The sequence below is a fragment of the Enterococcus avium ATCC 14025 genome (assembly GCF_000406965.1).
Classification (GTDB): domain Bacteria; phylum Bacillota; class Bacilli; order Lactobacillales; family Enterococcaceae; genus Enterococcus_A; species Enterococcus_A avium.
The window spans coordinates 256,876-276,370 of record NZ_KE136357.1; the positions used below are offsets into that span (position 1 = coordinate 256,876).

Here is a 19,495-nt window from a genome sequence, read left to right on the forward strand (position 1 = left end):
TGATTTTTAGAAATGGAGAAAAAAATGAAACAACAGAAATTAACAGCAAAAGTCGTTGGTGCTGTCATCTCTACAGGAATTTTATCCTTTTGCGGGGTTTTGGTAGAAACTGCAATGAATGTGTCGTTTCCAACATTAAGTCGAGAGTTCAACGTAAATACTGCGACAGTTCAATGGATGATTACTATTTACTTATTAGTTCTTGCTATCGTCATTCCCTTATCTGGATTTTTGAAGCGCTCCTTCAAAAATAGAACTTTATTTTTAATGGCCCTTTGCTTTTTTACGGTTGGGATAATCATTGATGCGGCAGCACCAACTTTCTCAGTATTGCTGATCGGACGTGTGCTGCAAGGAATTGGTACAGGAATCGGCTTACCATTAATGTTCAATATTATTTTGGAGCAAGTTCCAGCTTCAAGAATGGGCACGATGATGGGCGTAGGCACGATGATTCCAGCAATTGCACCAGCGATTGGCCCTACGTTTGGCGGTTTAGTCGTTACAGGACTAGGTTGGCGATTTATTTTTATCCTGATCATTCCCGTTATGATTCTCACTCTTATTGTAGGAATAATGACAATCGAACAAAAAAGCGAAGTCAGACGATCTTCTTTTGATTTTTTCAGTTTGATCGCGATTGCAGTCTTCTTTATCGGTTCAATTCTCGGTTTTAGCAATATGGGAAATTACAGCTTCTTAACTATTCAAGTTATCGGAGCCTTCATTATGAGTATTTGCGGCTTAACTGGTTTAATTATACGCTCGAGAAAAATTACGAATCCGATTTTGGATTTTAGTTTACTTAATAATCTGTCTTATTCTATGCATGTCATCTGTTTTTTCATTATGCAATTAGTATTGATGGGCTTAGTCTTTATTTTGCCTAATTATATACAAGTGGTAAATGGAAGTAGTGCACAGGTTTCCGGCTTTGTTGTTTTTCCAGGAGCGATCCTAGGTTCATTATTCACCCCTTTAGGCGGACGCCTTTTAGACAGATTCGGGCCAAAAAAACCAATTTTATTTGGATGTATCATTATTACTTTGTCTTTGATACTCTTTACAGTTCTTTGTGACTCGCTGAGTAATTTGGCAATCGGCGGACTTTATTTTCTTTTTACGATCGGAATTGGCTTTTCATTTGGCAATCTGATGACAAATGGGCTGAGACAGTTAAGTGATGATTATCAAGCAAATGGCAATGCCATCATTATGACGTTTCAACAATTTGCCGGAGCCGCAGGAACTTCGATTATTGCTGCGATTATCTCAAAAAGTCAATCTCAATATTCTGATGATATTGTCCGAGCAGTAATAAATGGATCGAAATCCGGGTTCATTTTCTTGTTGGCTCTATTTTTAGTCGAAATGGTCTTGATCACACGGTTGTTTTTGTTCAACCGGAAGACAGAAGCTGATTACAAAATCAGTAACGAAATTGATTCATAAAAAAGATATAGGAGGATGTCCCATGCCGAATAAAATAATTGGTATTGATATTGGTGGAACAGCAATAAAATTAGCTTTATTGGATATGGCAGGAGTTCTAATTGAAAAATGGTCGATTTCCACGAATATTAGTGATAACGGTAGTCATATTCCTTATGAAATAGTGAATAGTATAAAAGGTAAGTTCAGCCAAGCAGGAGAATCACTTGAAAATCTCATGGGGATTGGTATAGGTGTTCCTGGCCCAGTAGATGATGTTCATGTAAAACGCGCGGTAAATTTAGGCTGGAGCAATTTTCCGCTAAAAAACATCATTGAACAAGCGTTACATGTACCTGTCGTTTTACTGAATGATGCGAATGCGGCCGCACTAGGAGAATTTTGGAAAGGCACAGATGTGCCATTGAATGATATCGTATTTATCACGATTGGAACAGGGGTTGGTGGCGGGATTATAGTTAATGGGCAAATCATCAATGGTCATCACTCTTCTGGAGGTGAAATCGGGCATATTCCAGTTGTTTCCACTGAAAAAAGAGTTTGCGGGTGCGGAAATGTCAACTGTCTCGAGTGCTATGGGTCAGCCAATGGTATGGTAAAAACCTTCAATCAATTAGCAAATAGAACAATTGTTAGCAACGCAAAGGAAATTTTTGAATTGCTTGAAACAGGAGATCAATTTGCTCAAGAAACACTGAAAATAACAATCAATTATTTAGCTAAAGCTATTTCAGGTATCGTAAATACGTTGGACCCAGAAGAAATAGTAATTGGAGGCGGTGTTTCTGAAGCAGATCAGCTCTTTATTGTTCCTTTAAGAGAAGCCCTTGAGAAATCTGTTTTTCCTCAGATCAGAGAGTCCATTCAGATTAGAAAGGCGAGTCTAGGAAATGATGCAGGGATATATGGTGCAGCTTATCAAGTAATCGAAGTATTAAAAATGATGACAGTTTGACAGCTCTTACCGATATTGTCTAAATGAAATAATGGATGGAGGAAAAACAAAATGAACAACCAGGAGCAATTGGAAACGGTAATGAACTTAATTATTCATAGCGGGAATGCCAAAAGTGATGCGATGGAAGCGATCCAAGCAGCAAAAGCAGGGAATATGAGTCAAGCAGAGTCAAAGATTCACGATGCCGAGCAAGCCATCGTTGAAGCGCATCATTCTCAAACAGACATGTTAACGAAAGAAGCTCAAGGAGAAAAAACAGAGATCACATTGTTGACTGTACATAGTCAGGATCATTTAATGACCTCTATTGCTTTTTGTGATTTGGCTAAAGAGGTTATTGGACTGTATGATTATTTGCAAAGAAGCTAAAAATGAGTAATTTAGTAAACGATTTTTGAAGCTAAGGAAATAGTTTAAAAAAACAGGGAACTGAGTCAGAAGTCTTTAAACTTTTGACTCAGTTCCCTTTTCATGAATAAACGACGACTCTCATAAATAGCTAAGAGTTTCTTCTAAAGGAGTAATGATACAGATTGATATAGGCACTTGTTATCTCTTTTAACTGGACGTGGAGTAAGTCACTTCCAATTATAGTTATTGTTCTAGAAAGCAATTTTGTCCTATTTAGTATTACTTATTTGTTTTGTCTTCAAATAGCAGTTATAGATTGTCCCAATAGTGTTTATTTTATAGGAGAAATCTGTTATTTTGAATATAGAAGACAATGCTTTTTTATTTGTTCAGAATGGTTTTTTAGTATTTTTTAATGCTTGGGAAATAAATTTGATAAGCAGCCATGAAGAATCAATTAAAAAGAATAATCGACTTTTAAAACTTAATATCCTTCAATCAACAACTAGGAAAAAGGTGAAATTCCTTTACAGTCCCTTTCTACTGTAATGCGCAATGCAAAGTCAGACACTAGTGTGGATTGATTCGAACAAGCAATATCAGGGTCGTTTGTTTCATTTGTTTTTTTGGACACCCATGCTTTCCGGGTGTCTTTTTATTTAATAAAGTCAAGGGGGATATGGAAATGAAGAAAAGAAATTTATTTTTTGCACTTTTTGTAAGTTTAATGCTGTTTAGCGGATGTACAACGAAACAAGCAGAGTCTACAGATAGCAGTGTGGCGGAAGAAAAAGTGTCAAGCAGCGAAAGATCAGAAGCAAAAGCAAGTATCACTTTATTAGATGGTGACAAAGAATTATCTAAAAAGGACGTTTCATTCAAGGAGGGTCAAAGCTTATTTGACGTCTTAAAAGAGAATTACTCAGTAGAAGATGATGATGGGATGATTACTTCACTTGACGGACATTCACAGGATGCTAAAAATAATAAGTATTGGGTTTTTACAATTAATGATGAACAAGTAAATTCAGGAGCAAAGGACGTTACGCTGAAAAAAGACGATCGAGTGGTGTTCAAGCTTGAACAATTCTAGTCGAACTGTTTACTCCGTATTTTCACTAGGGGTAAAGGAATTAAGCCTGCTATCTATGCTTGTCGCATTGTGTGTCGTCAGTCGTACTTTTTTTCAATTCATTGTCAATGTACAGCCAGTCACGGCGATATTATTAATTATCACTATTTATTGGGGAACCTATCAAGGATTATTAGTCAGCTTGCTTTCTATTCTCATTACAAATTTTTATATGGGGATGGGGGTATGGACAATTGCTCAAGTAGTGACCTACTTTTTAATTATTTTATTGACAGGTTTACTAAAAAAAGTTCCTCAATTTAAAAAGAGCATTTTATTACAAGCAGTTTATGCAGGAATCACAGGAATACTGTTTGGTTTTTTCATATCGGCAGTTCAAGCGCCATTTTTAGGCATTTCAGCGTTTTTACCTTATTATTTAGCTGGAATTCCGGTTGATACAATGCATGCTGTTGGAAATGTTGTTTTCTATGTACTACTAACACCTATTTTGAAAAAATTATTAACACAAACGATTCAAAAATGGCATAGAGTGAATAACAAATGAATGAGATAACTACAAAAGGATAAATCTATGATGATTCATCAGCATAGATTTATCCTTTTTGCACTTTAGAGACTTGCAAGATCCTTACTGTATAATCGTGAGCTAAATGATGTCTTTATCTATAGAGAGTGAGCTACAATGTAAGTGTATCAAATAAATTATACAGGAGGGATTTTTGATGAAGGTTATTGTTTTAGGATCTTCACACGGCGGCTATGAAGCAGTCGAAGAGTTACTGTTGACTCATCCCAAAGCGGAAGTGCAATGGTACGAAAAAGGTGACTTTATCTCATTTATGGGCTGAGGCACACAAATGTATCTCGAAGGAGTCGTGAAAGACGTAAATTCAATTCGTTACATGACAGCCGAAGAGATGGAACAACGCGGGGTTCGCGTTTTTACCAATACTGAAATTACCAAAGTAATACCTGACAAGCATGAAGTTGAAGTGTTGGATCACGTTAGCGGTCAAACACGTAAGGAAACCTATGATAAATTGATTTTAAGCCCGGGGGCAAATCCATTTATTTTGCCGGTTCCTGGTCATGAGTTGCAGAATATAGAAACCATGCGCGGTCGTCAAGATACGATTGATTTGAAGCTTCATTCTGTTGATCCCGATATTCAAAATGTCGTGGTTGTCGGTGGCGGATATATCGGAATAGAAGCGGCAGAAGCCTTTGTGAAGGCTGGAAAAAATGTAACGCTGGTGGATATTATCACTCGACCATTAGGACTCTATCTTGATCAAGAATTTACCGATATTTTAGAAAAAGAAATGACGAATAATGGTATGAATTTAGCAATGGAAGAAAAGGTCGTTGAATTTGTCGGTAAGGATGGAAAAGTCAGCAAAGTTGTGACCGATAAGGGAGAATACCCAGCTGAGTTAGTTGTAATGTCTGCAGGTGTTAGACCGAATACCGCTTGGTTACAAGGGGCTGTGGATATGCATTCAAATGGCATGATCAAAACCGATGAGTACATGCGAACAAGCGCTGAGGATGTTTTTGCGGTGGGAGATGCGACTTTGATTCAGTACAATCCAGGTCAAACAACAGTCAATATTGCTCTTGCAACCAATGCGCGTCGTCAAGGTCGCTATGCAGTGAAAAACTTAGAGGAAGCAAACTATCCATTCCCTGGTGTGCAGGGCTCATCGGCCTTGCGTGTATTTGATTACAAGTTCGCATCAACTGGATTGAATGATCAAATGGCGGATCGCCTGAAGATCGAGACGAAATCTGTCTTACTAGATCAAGACACCCTGATGGACTTTGTGCCAGCAAATATGAAAGACCGGATGCTGTTTAAATTGGTTTATGATCCAAAGACGCATGCGATTCTAGGTGCACAAATTATGTCTAAAAAAGACTTAACTGCAAACATCAATGCGATTTCGATCGCAATCCAAACAAAATTTACGATCGAGCAGTTAGCTTATGCGGATTTCTTCTTCCAACCAGAGTTTGATACGCCTTGGAACTTACTTAATATGGCGGGCTTAAAAGCTCTTCATCAGGAAAATGAATCGTAATGTACAGGTATTTTTTTAAATAGATATCCTATAAAATAGGTCACTGAAAAGATGGGAAATCATTTTTTCAGTGGCTTTTTTTCTGTACAAGAGAGAATTTCTTCAACTGTTTATAACTATTGCTCGGTAACCAAGCAAGAAAATTTATGTGCAGATGGATCAAAACAAAAAACAAATGAGAGTTCGAAAAGCATATTATCATATTTTGCTTTTAAGAAGAAATAAATGATTCAACCTTCGAGTGCGAATTACTTGTGTTTTTTAAACAGATGATTTTTTGGTTGAATAAATCAAACAAACAATGAGGATTACTAGGGTTTTATAGACGAATCCTAATAATAATTATTCTATTTTAGAGTTATTATATGTGGTTTTTTTGAATATTACAAAGTCATATTTTTAAGCACTTTTAAAAATTATATTAACAACAAATGATATGTCCTGTATCGTAATAGGTGTAGATAACAGTGGATAGAAAATATTTTTCAGAAAGGTGTTTATAATATGATTAAATTATTTAGCTCATCTAGTTGTGCTTCTTGTAGAAAAGCAAAGACTTGGTTGAAGAATCAAGGATTGGAGTTTGAAGAGAGGAATATCTTGACTGAACCATTAACGAGAGATGAAATCAAAGAAATTTTATCTCTAACAGAAACGGGTACAGAAGACATTATTTCGACACGTTCAAAAGTTTATTCAAAATTAGATATTGATTTTGATACTATCACCTTTAATGAGTTGGTAGCAATCGTTGAGAAACATCCTAGTTTATTAAGACGTCCAATTATCACGGATGGCTTGAGGCTGCAAATCGGCTTCAATGAAGATGAAATTCATCAGTTTATTCCACGCGAAGTTCGAAGAGTCGCATCGAGAAGAATGACTGAGACCTTAATTCAGATGGATTTAGAAAACAAACGTTACGCATAGACAACTGTTTTTCATAAATGAGTCAACTTAACTGGCACCTGCGACTGTAATTGTTGTGGGTGTTATCATTTCATTCTTATCTTATTTGAACTTGAGATTTCTGAATTCAGTGTAGTTTTAACTAAATGAGAATAATAAGAAGCTGATTATAAAGTGATAAAATAATTTTTCCAATGTAGGGGAGGGTAGAGATGACTACAAATTTTGAAGAAAAGGCGATTAATCGTATGTTGAAAGCTGGAATTAGTTTACAGCACATCCAATTGCAAAAGAGAAATTTCTTTCAAGATACGGAAATAGAAAATTATTACGACAAAGTAGAAAATAGTGAGAACTTAAGCAAAAATATTCCCGTACAAAAAATTGTCGCGATAAAATCAAATTGGACCATCGAAGGAACATCCGTTTATGATTTTTTTATGGGAATAGCGACTGAGGGTAGAGAAAGTGAGAAGATTGAGGAGAACTTACGATCTTTAGAAGAACATGGGCTCGAATCCCAACAAGCTTTTTATTCTGGACAAGTTAATCTTGAGGGCACTGATCGTATAAAATTTAACCATTATCAGGAAGATGATTGTTATATTCTCCAAAATGATGGGATTCATCGAGTAGTCTCTGCTAAGATGTTTAACGCTCCGATTATGTCAGGGATTGTTACCACCTATAAGTTGAATGAAGAAAAGAAAAAATTGTATGACGAGTATAATTCTTTAAAAGATATCCTGCGACTTACAGATATTAAAGGATTTACCCTCGATTTATTTCAAGAAAAAAAGAATCCTAAAAAGAAAAATGAATGAAGAAGCCGATCTTACCATTAGAACAATGGCGAGATCGGCTTTTTTACATATAACCCTCGGCTTCTTTTCGTGTCAGCCAAAAATGAATGCCGCCAGTGGAATCAGCCCAGCGATTGGGGTTGAAATTTTCAGCAACTACGTACTCTCCAACTCGATAAACAAAATTTCCATCCACATATGAGACAGCTTCATCATAATCTTCGTTCGTATACATATCCTTAATTGTCAGCACCTTAGCCTTATCGCAGCGGCAGCAGGTATTTGTCGCAGAGGTCCTGCGGGCATCAGCAGGGATCAGTAATTGAACGATCCGAAAATCAAAGCACTTTTTGTAGCCGATGAATGGTCCTTCTGCGGGACAATAAAGGTCAAAAAATTTTGTCCGTTTATCATGAATGATACCAGTCAAATCTGCGTGCTCCAACATCGCAAAGTAGAGATTCGCACCAGAAATATCCGCTTCGCATAAACGGCTGTTTTGAAAATCGGTTCCTTGTAAAGACGCATCTTTCAGAATGGCTTCTGAAAAATCACAATCAATGCATAAACAGTTGCTCAAATTTGCGCCAGTCAGATCTGCGTTTGAAAAATCTACTTGTTCAAAGGTCATGTCATGAAAATTAGCCTGTTGCAGCTTACGAAATGAGTAATCATGATTTTTCAGCGTAGCATTCATGAAAATCCCGTCCTTTCTCAGCGGTCGTGTCTATCACTATTCTAGCATCTCCTCAGATTGGAGACTATCGATTCAAACCGATTCTTTTATAAATTGATCCAATATACTTGGATTTCTTTTCCATCATCGTGAATAAATTCTCTCTCCAAAACACCGCCATTTTTTCGAATGGTTTTGGCTGAAGGGGTATTCTCTTTGTAGCAGGCGATCATCACTTTTTCAAGTCCTAATATTTTGCAGTATTTTAACCCTAGGCGCAAAATTTCTGTAGCATAGCCTTTTCCACGTTCGGTAGGTCGTACACCAAAGCCGATATGTCCGCCAAATTCGCGTAGAAATTCATTTAGTTCATGACGAATATCGATCGTTCCTATGATTTTTTGATCATTTTCTCGTATGGCAATCAAGGTAGTCGAGACAACCCAATCGGAAGTAACCGTAGCTTTGTCGGATTGCTTAGCTAAATGAGTTAACCAGGCACTATAACTTTCCATTTCTGTTAGCAATGACGAACCATGTAGTGAATCTTCGCCAACCGAAAGATGTTCTTCTACATATTTTTGAATAGCTGTTTCATGCTCTTTTTGTGGTTGGATCAACTTAATTTTTTCCATGAACTTCACCTCTTTAGCTTTGTTGCTTGTGGTTAGTGTAGCATGATTCAGCGGTCTGAAATAGTCCATTTTATAATGAAAATCACTTGACCTTCACCTGAAGTTGAATGTTAGGATGATATAAAAGGAGGGAGCGGCATGTGGACGATTAAGGAATTTTCAAAACTGACTGGAGTTTCACCAGTTGCACTGCGTTATTATGACAAAAAAGGAATTTTGTCCTCTCGACGTATGGAGAATGGGTATCGTTATTACGATCAAGAGGATTTGCTGATCGTAAAAAATTTAGTTTTACTGAAGTTTGCAGATTTTTCATTAGAGGATATCCGAATAGTCACTTCCTTATATAACGAACCTGAAGGGCAAGAGTGCAATGATAAGGCGAATGAGGTGTTGCAACGCAATTTGAAAGAAATGAAGGAACGAATCAGACTGACTCACCAAATTATCGAAATCTTGGAGGATGTTATGCCGCTTTTCGAAAATCACGAACTGTATAAACTAAATCAAGCAGTGCTCAATCAAAGAATTGAACTGATTTTTGAACAAATCCAGACTAGGAAATAAGGAGAGGGAGCCAATGTCAAAGAAGGTGAGAATGATACTGTTGATAGGTTTAGTCGTACTTGTGCTAGTAGGCGGGTTTGGTATATTCTATTACAAGCGATTTCTTGATTATAAGCAGGCTATACAAGCAATCACCATCCGTGAACCTGATCTGACTCAGCTTGAGGACGGCGAGTACGTCGGAATACACGATGTAGATTTTATTCGCGCCAAGGTTAAAGTCGAAGTGAAGGATCATCGTTTTCAAACGATAAAGATCCTGGAGCATTACAATGACCGTGGAAAAAAGGCAGATGTATTACCAGAAAAAATAGTGGAACAGCAGAGGGTCACAATCGATGCTGTTTCTGGAGCGACCAACTCGAGCAAAGTCATTCAGAAGGCAGTTGAAAAAGCATTAAACAATAACTAAAAAGATCGAATCCAGGCGGATTCGATCTTTCAGACTGTAGACAAAATCCATTTTATGGATGCTGTCTATACAGTCTTTTCTTTTATAATTTAATCAATATTGAAGCCTACGACATTGTACCAATGACGATCATCATAATCTATATGATAGCGGTCATAGGAAAATCCGGATAACGCATAGCCTAGCATCATTAATATAATACCGGCACCTATCAGATAAGTAGCAAGCTTTGGAATTAAGTGCTTAGATTTCATACTTGGACCACCTTTCTTTGGAAAATGTTGCGGCGAATGATCCGCATTAAGCTGCGATGCATGTTCATGAACACAGCACTAAATTTGTAGGTCAACCACATGCACAATAGACCAAAGCCAAATAGGAACATTCCTGCACCAAGCTGAGTAACACCCATAAAGAATGAATCGAAAAGAACAAATGGACTAGTGAAAGCCGCAGCGACACCACCAATGATCGTTCCGCCTGCTAAACAAGCTCCTGTAAAGGGAATACACCAGATAACGATATCGATACTTAAAAGTATAAGAAATGCTGCGAGTGCCAAACTGCCCCATAATGGAAATCCCAGGACTAACAAAGTGATCCATAGCCAATTAAATTTACGAGGAACGTGAACTTCTGTCGGAATACCGGCCGCTTCGTAAGCTAGTTGCTTAGGATCGCCCAATTTTTTGACAGCGGCTCGTTCAGAGTACCCATCCTCCATTAAATCCAAAATCATTTCATCGTAATATTCAATCAAGCGATGGACTTCGCTAGGTCTGACTTCATAAGCTAAATGATTGCTCAATTCCTTTATAAATTCCACTCGATTCATTCTTCAACACTCCTTTTAATATAGTTGTGAACGGCTTCTACGTCGTTCCATTCCTGTAAAAATTTCTGAATACTAGCAAAACCTAGATCTGTTAAGTGGTAATACTTTCTCAAACGTCCATTATGGACTTTTGAATAAGTCGATACTTTTTTATTCGTTTCCAGCCTTTTCAAGATTGGGTAAAGCGTCGATTCGGTAATCTCAAGCTGTGGATGGATCTCCTTAACGATTTGATAGCCGTAGGAATCAATCTCCACTAATGAGGCCAAAACACAATACTCAATCAAACCTTTTTTCAATTGACTATCCATCAACAACACCTCTCTATACGTTATACTATACATTACATAGTATAGAGGGACTATAGGACTTTAGGCGTATTTTGTAAAAAATTAATACAAAAAATTGAAATGCTAGGTTAAATGAAAGTCTCATGGGAATAGAGGTTTTAACGTTCAGCCGCCATCAAAATCAAATGAACCGCAGCGATGATTCCGGCTAAGTTAATTATTACTAATGACCAAAAGCCAGTCAGCTGATTATTCGGGTGCCTCCTAAAAATGAAATGTATAAAAAGGTGGCAAATGACGAAAATATCAACAACATACAGAATAGTTATATTATTTAATAGAAGAAAAAAGAGTACGAGTGCATACAGCAGAATGTGGGGCAAGGTAAAGACCAAATAGGCAGTATTTTCAGGAAGATCTTTTAAAAAGATAAACATTTCCCATTCTTTATGACGAATGGCATCCATTTCATGGGTTAGCAACAAACCTAGTTCAAGTGCAAAAAAACCATTTATTAAGTTTGTCATGATTTTACCTCGTTTTCATTTCTTATACTTTGTCTTTATCACTATAGCATAAAGGTGACCGGGAAAAAGAAAGAAAATAAATCCAAGTTATAGCTCTTCCAAGTATTTAAGGTAAAATAAATGAAACGAAAGAGCATTTAGCTTCACTTATTTCCGAGGCTGTTAGAAAGGGATGTTCAAATGACACATTTATTTTTAGTTGAAGATGATCAGGCAATCGCCAAAAATTTAATGATTCTGCTGCAGATGGAAGGATTTATTGTGACTCATGCTGTAAATAAAAGAGAAGCATTCACTTTGTTGAGTAAAAATAAGTTTGACGTAGCCTTAGTGGATATTTCATTACCAGATGGCAATGGGTTTACTGTTTGTACAGAAATCAAATCGAAGCAAGCAATACCCGTCATATTTTTAACGGCTTCAGACGATGAAGCTAGTGTGGTGACTGGATTGGATATGGGGGCAGACGATTACGTTATCAAACCGTTTCGTCCGAGGGAATTATTAGCACGCATAAGAAATGCGCTGAGAAAAAGCGGGCATGGGCAAACCACTTTTGAGGTTTCAGGACTTTATGTAGATATCGCAGGTGGAGTGGTACGCAAGAACGGCAAAGAAGTTTTTCTGTCGGCTTTAGAATACCGTCTTTTGCTGGTATTTGTGAACAATCCTAAAAACATTCTCACTCGAGAACGCTTGTTGGATGAACTATGGGATGCGGCAGGAGAATTTGTAAATGATAATACTCTGACCGTTTATATCAAACGTTTACGAGAAAAAATAGAGGAAGATCCGACACATCCAGAGATGATTTTAACAGTTCGAGGCATAGGTTACCGATTAGGAGGCAGTAATGTTTAGAAATCCAGAATTTCGTAGGCCTTCTTGGCTTTTTTCAGCAGTCACGGTCATTTTGACAGTTGTTGGCTTCAGCTTGAGCCAGACATCAGGTATATTAGTCTTCCTTTCTGCAATAATTTTTGCTGGAATTTTCTATTTTTCTACAAAGGTTCGTTATCAGAAAATTGCACAACTAACTGATCAAATTGACTTGGTTTTGCATAATGAGGAGCATCTGATTATTGAGGAGCTGGAGGAAGGCGAGTTGTCGATCTTGCAAAGTGAGATCGCTAAAATGACTTTACGTATTCGTGAACAAAATGTAGCTTTGAAAAAGGAAAAAGAGAATCTGGCGGATTCATTAGCGGATATTGCTCATCAGCTGCGAACTCCCTTGACTTCAGTCAATCTGCTTCTTTCACTAGCAAAAGCAACACCAGATGAAAAGGAGTGTAAGAAAAATTTACGAGAAATAGAGGAGATGCTTCAGCAGATGGACAGCCTAATTACGGCCCTATTGAAATTATCACGTCTAGATGCTGGAGTCGTAGATTTTAAAAATGTTCCGATCAGCGTTGAAGAACTGATAGCTACTTCCCTACGGCCATTCTCGATATCTTTGGAGTTACATGATATTCAGGTAGAAACAACTATTTCTCCAAGTACAACGATCCAAGGCGATAGAATTTGGCTTTCAGAAGCTCTGCAAAATATTCTAAGAAATTGTATCGAGAGCATTGGTGAAAAAGGGAAAATCGAGGTTCAAGGAGAGGACAATCCTTTGTTCACGGAAATAACTATTCATGATAGTGGGAAGGGATTTGAAGAGACAGAGCTTCCTCGGTTGTTTGAACGGTTTTATCGGGGGATAAATAGTAGTACGACGGGTTTTGGGATTGGAATGTCATTGAGTCAATCAATCATTCACCGTCAAGGGGGAACAATTGTAGCCAGAAATCATCCAAATGGGGGCGCATTATTTGTTATTCGTTTTCCAAAGTGACGAATCTCTCACTTAGAAGTCACCGAGCTGAAAGGTAAAGCTTCTATTATAGAGGTGAACCATTAGGAAGGGGGCTCATATAATGGAGCTGTTGAAAATCGAGCATCTTAGTAAGGTTTATGGAAAAGGAGAGAATAAGGTCGTTGCTCTAAATGATGTGTCGTTGACGATTGAAAAAGGCGAATTTACGGCGATTATTGGGGCGTCTGGCTCAGGAAAATCAACTCTTCTGCATATGATCGGCGGTGTGGATGTGCCTACGAGTGGAAAAGTGTATTTAGATGGGCAGGATGTGTATGCTCAAAATAATGAGAAGTTGGCAATTTTTCGCCGGCGTCAGGTCGGGCTGATTTATCAATTTCACAATTTGATTCCGACATTGAATGTAGTGGAAAACATCACACTGCCGGTTTTGATGGATAAGCGCAAGGTTAACCAAGAGTGGTTGAGTGAATTGTTAGAGCTTTTAGGACTGAACCAGCGAAAAAATCATTTACCAAATCAATTGTCCGGTGGTCAACAGCAGCGGGTCTCAGTTGGGCGAGCCTTAATGAATGCTCCAGCAGTTTTGTTGGCGGATGAGCCAACGGGTAGTTTAGATAGTAAAAATGGACATGAAATCATCAAACTGTTGAAAATGAGCAATCGCAAATATGGACAAACGTTGATTGTCGTGACCCATGATGAGGATATTGCTTTGCAAGCGGATCGGATCATTGGTATTTCTGATGGGCGTGTGACTCGTGATGAGAGGATGATTCAATCATGAACATCTTCCATAAAGTAACAATGCAAAATATGTTGAAAAATCGTACACGAACACTAGTTACAATTATTGGCGTCATTTTGTCGACTGCGATGATTATGGCGGTCGCAACCTTTGCTATTTCGTTGCAAAATTTTATGGTGAAAGGCTCTGAACAAAAATATGGGGATTGGCATGTTGCAGTTTTGGATGCCCCTTCTGGTTTTGCTGAAAAACAAAGCAAGAATAAGGATGTATCAGAAACGACTAAATTTTCCAATATTGGTTACGGAAGGTTATCTGGTGGGAAGAATCCTAATAAACCTTATCTTTTTGTTGCTGGCTTCAACCAAAAGACCTTTGAAACATTACCGGTCAAGCTGCTTTCTGGGAGATTGCCGAAAAATAGTCATGAGGTCGTCATTCCTGCACACATTGCTGCAAATGGCGGAGTAAAGTATACGATTGGCGAGACGCTTTCATTATCGCTGGGTGAACGAATGCAGGGAAGGAAGCAGCTTAATCAACATGACGGTTATGATCACACACAGAATAATCAAGAAAGTTTAACTGAGGAAAAGAAAAAAAGCTATACGATTGTTGGGATTTGTGAGCGCCCAGGTTTTGAAGAGCAAAGCTCTCCGGGCTACACCTTGATAACATGTGCTGATAACACTGAAAAAATAAATACCTTCAGTGTCTTTGTTACACTAAAAAATCCAAGAAAGGCGAGAAGCTATGCCAATGACATAGCAAAAAATCGATCATATAGCTTAAATGACGATGTCTTACGTTTTCTGGGAGCATCTGATGATAAGGTATTTAATCTGTTATTGTATTCGATAGGGACGATTTTGGTTGCCTTGATCATGTTGGGATCGATCTTCTTAATTTACAATTCCTTTACGATTTCATTGAATGAACGAATGCAACAATTTGGAATTCTTTCATCTGTGGGAGCGACACCGAAGCAGTTGAAAAATTCTGTTTTGTTTGAAGGCTTATGTATCGGGGTGTTGGGTATTCCGTTCGGGATCTTGTTGGGGATTGGAAGTATCAAACTCATCATTGCAATTGTGGCAAAAAACTTCAGCAATCTTCTTTATGGAAATACTCCGTTAGTTTTAGTGTTTTCTCTACCGGTGATGTTTGCTGCCATAATGATTAGTTTAATCACGATTTTGATCTCAGCTTCAATTCCAGCGAAAAAAGCGGCTAATACACCAGTGATGGAAAGTATTCGTCAATCGAATGAGATTAAAATTGTCTCAAAGGATGTGCGAATAACGCAATTTTCTAAACGAATTTATGGCTTGGAAGGGACATTGGCTTTAAAAAATTTTAAACGGAATAAGAAGCGTTATCGGACAATCATTTTTTCGCTGGCTTTAAGCGTGGTTTTGTTCGTCTCGGCACGTGCATTTGGCAGCTATTTGCAGGATATAGCAAAACAATCGGTGGTTGATACGGATTATGACATCGTTTTTTCTAGCTCAGAAATGGGTGAGGATGAGTTATTCCGACTTTACGAGAGGTTTCAAAAGGTTGAGGGCATTACCAGTAGCTCTTACCAAGCAATTATCCAGTATGCCACCCAAGTGAGAATAAATGATTTTTCTTCTCACTATCAGAAGCTGTTAAGTCCGAAATCCACTAAGAAACAACTATTTATGGATATCCAATTTATTGAGGATAAAGAATACTTGAAATTTATCAAAAGTCTGAATTTGCCGGTCGAGGAATATACGGGCGAAAACGGTAAACTGATCGCAGTGGCAAAACAGCGAGTTAAGAAGGTAGATGGGAAAAAAGAGCTGATTGATTTGTTTGCTAAGGATGATTTGACATTGACTGCTGCACCAGAAATTTCTGGAAAACCTGCTTGGGATCAGCAGCGAAATATTAAGGTAACTTTTGCAGATACTTATCCAATGGACACCTTGCCTAGACAATCATCCGAAACGAAATCTTACGTTTTTATGCTGGTTGCACCCTATCAAATGAAAAGCCGATTTTCTACAAAGGGGATTACTCAAGACCTCGGTTTAACTTTTCTGTCTAAAAAATCTACACGGTCAACCACTGAAATGAAAGAAATCATTGAACAGGAGGGAATTACCACTCAATATGATCTTTATAACGTCAATGAAATCTTTGAACAGAACCGTAATACTATTTTTGTAGTGAATATTTTTAGCTATGTTTTTATAGCAATGATTTCATTAATCGCAATCGCAAATGTTTTTAATACCATTTCGACAAATATTAAACTGCGAAGAAGAGAACTAGCGATGCTACGCTCAGTAGGAATGACAGATCGAGAATTTAATAAAATGATGATTTTTGAGTGTATCTTTTATGGCTCACGTTCATTGCTACTAGGAATTCCAATAGCGAGCATTCTTTCATGGCTAATCTATCAAGGTATGACGAAAGGCGGGGCGGAAATTGCTTTTTATTTTCCCTGGGGAAGCCTGTGGATCAGTATCTTGGGTGTATTTCTGATCGTTGTAATTACGATGTTTTACGCTATCGAGAAAATAAAAAAAGAAAATATAATCGAAGCATTACGAGATGACCTAACCTAAGAGCATCAGAATTTGATACACTTATAAAAAAGGAGTGTGCCTAGATGACAATAAGTAATTCTTTTGAAACATTTGCCAAAGAAGCAACAGAATATCAAAAAGCTTTTAATGAAATGATCCATTCATGGGGCGAAATCAGTGTATTAGATGATAAAACACAGCATTTATCGTATCTCGCAGTTTTAGCAGCGACAGGGAAAACTAGTGGATTGCCGTTTCATGTCATGCTTGCCAAAAAAGCAGGAGCATCACGAGAAGAAATAATCAGTGCAATTATGGTTGGCTTACCAGCAGTAGGAAATGAAGTGATCAATGCTTTGCCCGCAGCACTGGAAGCATTTGACAAAAATTAGAAAAACTGGGATGGCAAATGCCTTCCCAGTTTTTTATCGAGGATCAATTTCCTTTAATGCTTTTTCTGGAACCTGATCACGGCGCACTTCTTCATAGGTTTCAACATGAGCGCCTTTATTGGTCAATTTCAAGTAGCGATTTATTTTTAACTCGGAGATTCCATTAAATTGAATCGTTCGTGTTTTTCCGTTTTTGTCCGCTGCGAGTTGTTCATAGCTGGCTGTTCCATAATCATTGACAGAGTGAGGTTTAGTTGTTTTCACATAAAGCTCACTTTTAGGAACTAAAGGATTTAACTGGTCAAGGGTACCAGCAACTTCGCTGGAAGAATTCTTTGAGTAAAGCATCGCCCCAAATAAAAGAATGAAGATTCCTATAATAATTCCAAGTAATTTTTTTATCATAAATTGATTGATCGTCCTTTCAAACTTGATACATTTAGCTTATCAAGTTTTTCAGATACAAAAATCAGACGAGGGACCTATCTGGAACTAACAAAATTGTCACAACAGTCGAAGATTGAAGAAGTTCGATTGAGTGAGTATACTTAAGTAAAGAAGAAATGTCGGTAAAAGTTCAAGTGCTGTTGCGATGGAATACACAATTAATTAGGAGGATAAGATGAAGTTTTTTCTAGACACAGCGAATATTGAAGAGATTGAACGGATCAATCAGCTCGGCTTGGTAGACGGTGTCACAACGAATCCCACGATCATTGCAAAAGAGGGGAAAGATTTCGAAACGGTCATCAAAGAAATTTGCAAAATTGTCAGCGGACCAGTCAGCGCAGAAGTTACCTCGTTGGATAGCGAAGGAATGATTAACGAAGCATGTGAAATCCATCAATGGGCAGAAAACATTGTTGTAAAAATTCCAATGACAGAAGCTGGACTAAAGGCTGTTCACACGATTTCGCAGGAAGGGATTAAAACCAACGTTACCCTGATCTTCTCAGCGGCTCAAGGATTGATAGCTGCCAAAGCAGGCGCTACCTATGTTAGTCCTTTCATCGGTCGGTTAGATGATATTGCTTCTGACGGCATTCAGCTAGTGAGTGATTTAAGAGAAATTTTTGATAATTATGATTTTGATACGGAGATCATCGCAGCCAGCGTTCGAAATCTTGGACACGTTGAAGCGGCTGCCTTAGCAGGCTCAGACATTGCGACGATTCCTGGAAATCTGTTTCCAAAGTTATGGAGCCATCCATTAACAACGAATGGGATTGCACAGTTTGAAGCTGATTGGCAAGCGTATCAGGAAAAACAAAATTAAAAAAATCAGTGAGCGGAAGAATGTTGAATTTCTCGCTCACTGATTTTTTATTATTTTTTACGATTGCGGCGAATCATGATAAACGCGATGATTACCAAGATGATGACACCGGCTACAGTAAGCCAGGTCCTTCTTTCTTCACCAGTTTTTGGTAAGAAACCGCCCTTATCGTCTTTTTTGTCGTTATCGTTTTTTGCTGGGGCGTTGTTTTCAGCACTTTGCGTTGTTGAAGTAGTTGTTGAACTCTCTGTCGTTGGTGTTTCAGTTGTACTAGAGCTGGTTGCCCCATTACGCACATCATCTTTTTCTGCATATCGACTGATCCAAGCGATGATACCTGGGAAGAAGTCGCCTTCAGTACCGATCATTTTTTCTTGGATTGGTGAAATGTATTTTAAGACATTCGTCAATTCCTGATTGCTCATTTGGCGAATCGGCATGAAAGAACTATTGCTAGGATACAATGCTGCTAAATAGGCTTGCAGACTGTCAATCTGATCGATCATTTCAAGAGCATTCGTGTAATTACTCGGATTGTAATTCATAATATTTTCGATTTTATCCCAAGACAGGCTTTTATCCTTATACAAAGCTTGCAGGATACGTGCATAGCCACCAACATCTAACCCGTAAGTATCGGTACCAATTCGATCACAAAGTGTCATGGCATTCAATAGCTGCTGATCGGTGTAACCATCTACTTCACTAGATGAGATGATGCTTTTCATTGATTCACCTTTTAACATTTCACGAATCTTATTAGTATCGTGCTCGCTGCCAATCGGATCACTGCTTTTCTTTACGCCCGTTTCTTTTTCAATTTGGTCAATCGTATCATCTTTCGCTTGCTGAATATCTTTTACCTCACTGTTTTCAGTGGCACTAGCCGAAGTTGATTCTGTAGCATTTTCAGAGTCGACCGTTGCACTATTTTCAGCGGGAGTTGTTTGCTCAGTTGCAGCTGCTGGGGTGTTGTCCGCTGCAGTAGTACTTTCAGTTTCGGTATTTGCACTAATGGGGAAGAGAATGAATAACGATAAAGCAAAAAAAAGTTTTTTCAAAGTGATCACTCCTAATAATTTGTCTATATTTCGTAAT

General features: G+C 38.0%; 24 protein-coding genes. 16 read left to right on the forward strand and 8 right to left on the reverse strand.

Translation table 11 applies throughout. The features are described 5' to 3' along the window. Window positions 1-24 precede the first annotated feature (24 nt). From OMU_RS01165 to OMU_RS01210, 8 genes are all read left to right on the forward strand, one after another. A complete protein-coding gene (locus OMU_RS01165) occupies window positions 25-1,452 on the forward strand; it encodes a DHA2 family efflux MFS transporter permease subunit (protein ID WP_016178140.1) in 1,428 nt (475 codons plus the stop codon). A 22-nt stretch (window positions 1,453-1,474) separates the two neighbouring features. Continuing rightward, the gene (locus OMU_RS01170; RefSeq protein ID WP_016178141.1) at window positions 1,475-2,407 is read left to right on the forward strand and encodes an ROK family protein; all 933 of its coding nucleotides are present in this window, start codon (window positions 1,475-1,477) and stop codon (window positions 2,405-2,407) included. A 51-nt stretch (window positions 2,408-2,458) separates the two neighbouring features. Then, window positions 2,459-2,779 (forward strand): PTS lactose/cellobiose transporter subunit IIA, encoded by a 321-nt coding sequence (locus tag OMU_RS01175; RefSeq protein ID WP_016178142.1) that lies wholly within the window; start codon window positions 2,459-2,461, stop codon window positions 2,777-2,779. Window positions 2,780-3,446: 667 nt separating this feature from the next. Further along, entirely contained in the window at window positions 3,447-3,854 is a 408-nt protein-coding gene (locus OMU_RS01185; RefSeq protein ID WP_016178143.1) for a DUF4430 domain-containing protein, read from the forward strand. Then, entirely contained in the window at window positions 3,841-4,401 is a 561-nt protein-coding gene (locus OMU_RS01190) for an ECF transporter S component (protein ID WP_016178144.1), read from the forward strand. Before OMU_RS01185 ends, OMU_RS01190 begins: the two co-directional genes overlap by 14 nt. Before the next feature lie 178 nt (window positions 4,402-4,579). After that, a complete protein-coding gene (locus OMU_RS01200) occupies window positions 4,580-5,938 on the forward strand; it encodes an FAD-dependent oxidoreductase (RefSeq protein ID WP_227131901.1) in 1,359 nt (452 codons plus the stop codon). Between the two features lie 504 nt (window positions 5,939-6,442). After that, complete coding sequence (spx, locus tag OMU_RS01205) at window positions 6,443-6,868, forward strand: transcriptional regulator Spx (RefSeq protein ID WP_016178147.1); 426 nt, start codon at window positions 6,443-6,445, stop codon at window positions 6,866-6,868. 191 nt (window positions 6,869-7,059) lie between these two features. Further along, on the forward strand, window positions 7,060-7,671 hold the full coding sequence (locus OMU_RS01210; RefSeq protein ID WP_016178148.1) for a hypothetical protein: 612 nt from the start codon (window positions 7,060-7,062) through the stop codon (window positions 7,669-7,671). Between the two features lie 43 nt (window positions 7,672-7,714). Here OMU_RS01210 and OMU_RS01215 read toward each other — a convergent pair whose 3' ends face one another. Together OMU_RS01215 and OMU_RS01220 are read right to left on the reverse strand one after the other, a co-directional pair. Further along, on the reverse strand, window positions 7,715-8,347 hold the full coding sequence (locus tag OMU_RS01215; protein ID WP_016178149.1) for a pentapeptide repeat-containing protein: 633 nt from the start codon (window positions 8,345-8,347) through the stop codon (window positions 7,715-7,717). Between the two features lie 86 nt (window positions 8,348-8,433). Then, window positions 8,434-8,961, reverse strand: coding sequence for a GNAT family N-acetyltransferase (locus OMU_RS01220; RefSeq protein WP_016178150.1), 528 nt, complete (start codon window positions 8,959-8,961; stop codon window positions 8,434-8,436). Between the two features lie 138 nt (window positions 8,962-9,099). Between OMU_RS01220 and OMU_RS01225 the strand changes: the two genes are divergently transcribed. Then, the gene (locus tag OMU_RS01225; protein ID WP_016178151.1) at window positions 9,100-9,528 is read left to right on the forward strand and encodes a MerR family transcriptional regulator; all 429 of its coding nucleotides are present in this window, start codon (window positions 9,100-9,102) and stop codon (window positions 9,526-9,528) included. 13 nt (window positions 9,529-9,541) lie between these two features. Beyond that, complete coding sequence (locus tag OMU_RS01230) at window positions 9,542-9,940, forward strand: FMN-binding protein (protein ID WP_016178152.1); 399 nt, start codon at window positions 9,542-9,544, stop codon at window positions 9,938-9,940. A gap of 89 nt (window positions 9,941-10,029) precedes the next feature. Here OMU_RS01230 and OMU_RS23270 read toward each other — a convergent pair whose 3' ends face one another. The 4 genes from OMU_RS23270 to OMU_RS01245 form a co-directional block, all read right to left on the reverse strand. Then, complete coding sequence (locus tag OMU_RS23270; protein ID WP_016178153.1) at window positions 10,030-10,194, reverse strand: hypothetical protein; 165 nt, start codon at window positions 10,192-10,194, stop codon at window positions 10,030-10,032. After that, complete coding sequence (locus OMU_RS01235) at window positions 10,191-10,775, reverse strand: DUF1700 domain-containing protein (RefSeq protein WP_016178154.1); 585 nt, start codon at window positions 10,773-10,775, stop codon at window positions 10,191-10,193. The genes OMU_RS23270 and OMU_RS01235 overlap by 4 nt, the downstream gene beginning before the upstream one ends. Then, window positions 10,772-11,086, reverse strand: coding sequence for a PadR family transcriptional regulator (locus OMU_RS01240; RefSeq protein ID WP_016178155.1), 315 nt, complete (start codon window positions 11,084-11,086; stop codon window positions 10,772-10,774). The genes OMU_RS01235 and OMU_RS01240 overlap by 4 nt, the downstream gene beginning before the upstream one ends. A gap of 137 nt (window positions 11,087-11,223) precedes the next feature. Further along, the gene (locus OMU_RS01245) at window positions 11,224-11,592 is read right to left on the reverse strand and encodes a DUF6713 family protein (protein ID WP_016178156.1); all 369 of its coding nucleotides are present in this window, start codon (window positions 11,590-11,592) and stop codon (window positions 11,224-11,226) included. A 180-nt stretch (window positions 11,593-11,772) separates the two neighbouring features. On the opposite strand from OMU_RS01245, the gene OMU_RS01250 reads away from it, so the two are divergent. The 5 genes from OMU_RS01250 to OMU_RS01270 all read left to right on the forward strand — a co-directional run bounded on the left by OMU_RS01250 (window position 11,773) and on the right by OMU_RS01270 (window position 17,121). Further along, window positions 11,773-12,453, forward strand: a complete 681-nt coding sequence (locus OMU_RS01250; RefSeq protein ID WP_016178157.1) for a response regulator transcription factor — start codon at window positions 11,773-11,775, stop codon at window positions 12,451-12,453. Next, on the forward strand, window positions 12,446-13,435 hold the full coding sequence (locus tag OMU_RS01255; protein WP_016178158.1) for a sensor histidine kinase: 990 nt from the start codon (window positions 12,446-12,448) through the stop codon (window positions 13,433-13,435). The genes OMU_RS01250 and OMU_RS01255 overlap by 8 nt, the downstream gene beginning before the upstream one ends. Window positions 13,436-13,517: 82 nt before the next feature. Further along, window positions 13,518-14,204, forward strand: coding sequence for an ABC transporter ATP-binding protein (locus OMU_RS01260; protein ID WP_016178159.1), 687 nt, complete (start codon window positions 13,518-13,520; stop codon window positions 14,202-14,204). After that, window positions 14,201-16,768, forward strand: a complete 2,568-nt coding sequence (locus OMU_RS01265) for an ABC transporter permease (protein WP_016178160.1) — start codon at window positions 14,201-14,203, stop codon at window positions 16,766-16,768. Before OMU_RS01260 ends, OMU_RS01265 begins: the two co-directional genes overlap by 4 nt. Window positions 16,769-16,812: 44 nt before the next feature. Next, a complete protein-coding gene (locus tag OMU_RS01270) occupies window positions 16,813-17,121 on the forward strand; it encodes a carboxymuconolactone decarboxylase family protein (protein WP_016178161.1) in 309 nt (102 codons plus the stop codon). A 33-nt stretch (window positions 17,122-17,154) separates the two neighbouring features. Here OMU_RS01270 and OMU_RS01275 read toward each other — a convergent pair whose 3' ends face one another. Next, on the reverse strand, window positions 17,155-17,526 hold the full coding sequence (locus tag OMU_RS01275; protein WP_016178162.1) for a YxeA family protein: 372 nt from the start codon (window positions 17,524-17,526) through the stop codon (window positions 17,155-17,157). Window positions 17,527-17,743: 217 nt separating this feature from the next. On the opposite strand from OMU_RS01275, the gene fsa reads away from it, so the two are divergent. Then, entirely contained in the window at window positions 17,744-18,397 is a 654-nt protein-coding gene (fsa, locus tag OMU_RS01280; protein WP_016178163.1) for a fructose-6-phosphate aldolase, read from the forward strand. A gap of 50 nt (window positions 18,398-18,447) precedes the next feature. Here the strand turns inward: fsa and OMU_RS01285 are convergent, their stop codons facing one another. Continuing rightward, window positions 18,448-19,458 carry an LPXTG cell wall anchor domain-containing protein gene (locus tag OMU_RS01285; RefSeq protein WP_016178164.1) on the reverse strand — a complete coding sequence of 337 codons (1,011 nt, stop codon included), beginning with the start codon at window positions 19,456-19,458 and terminating at the stop codon, window positions 18,448-18,450. Between the last annotated feature and the right edge of the window lie 37 nt (window positions 19,459-19,495).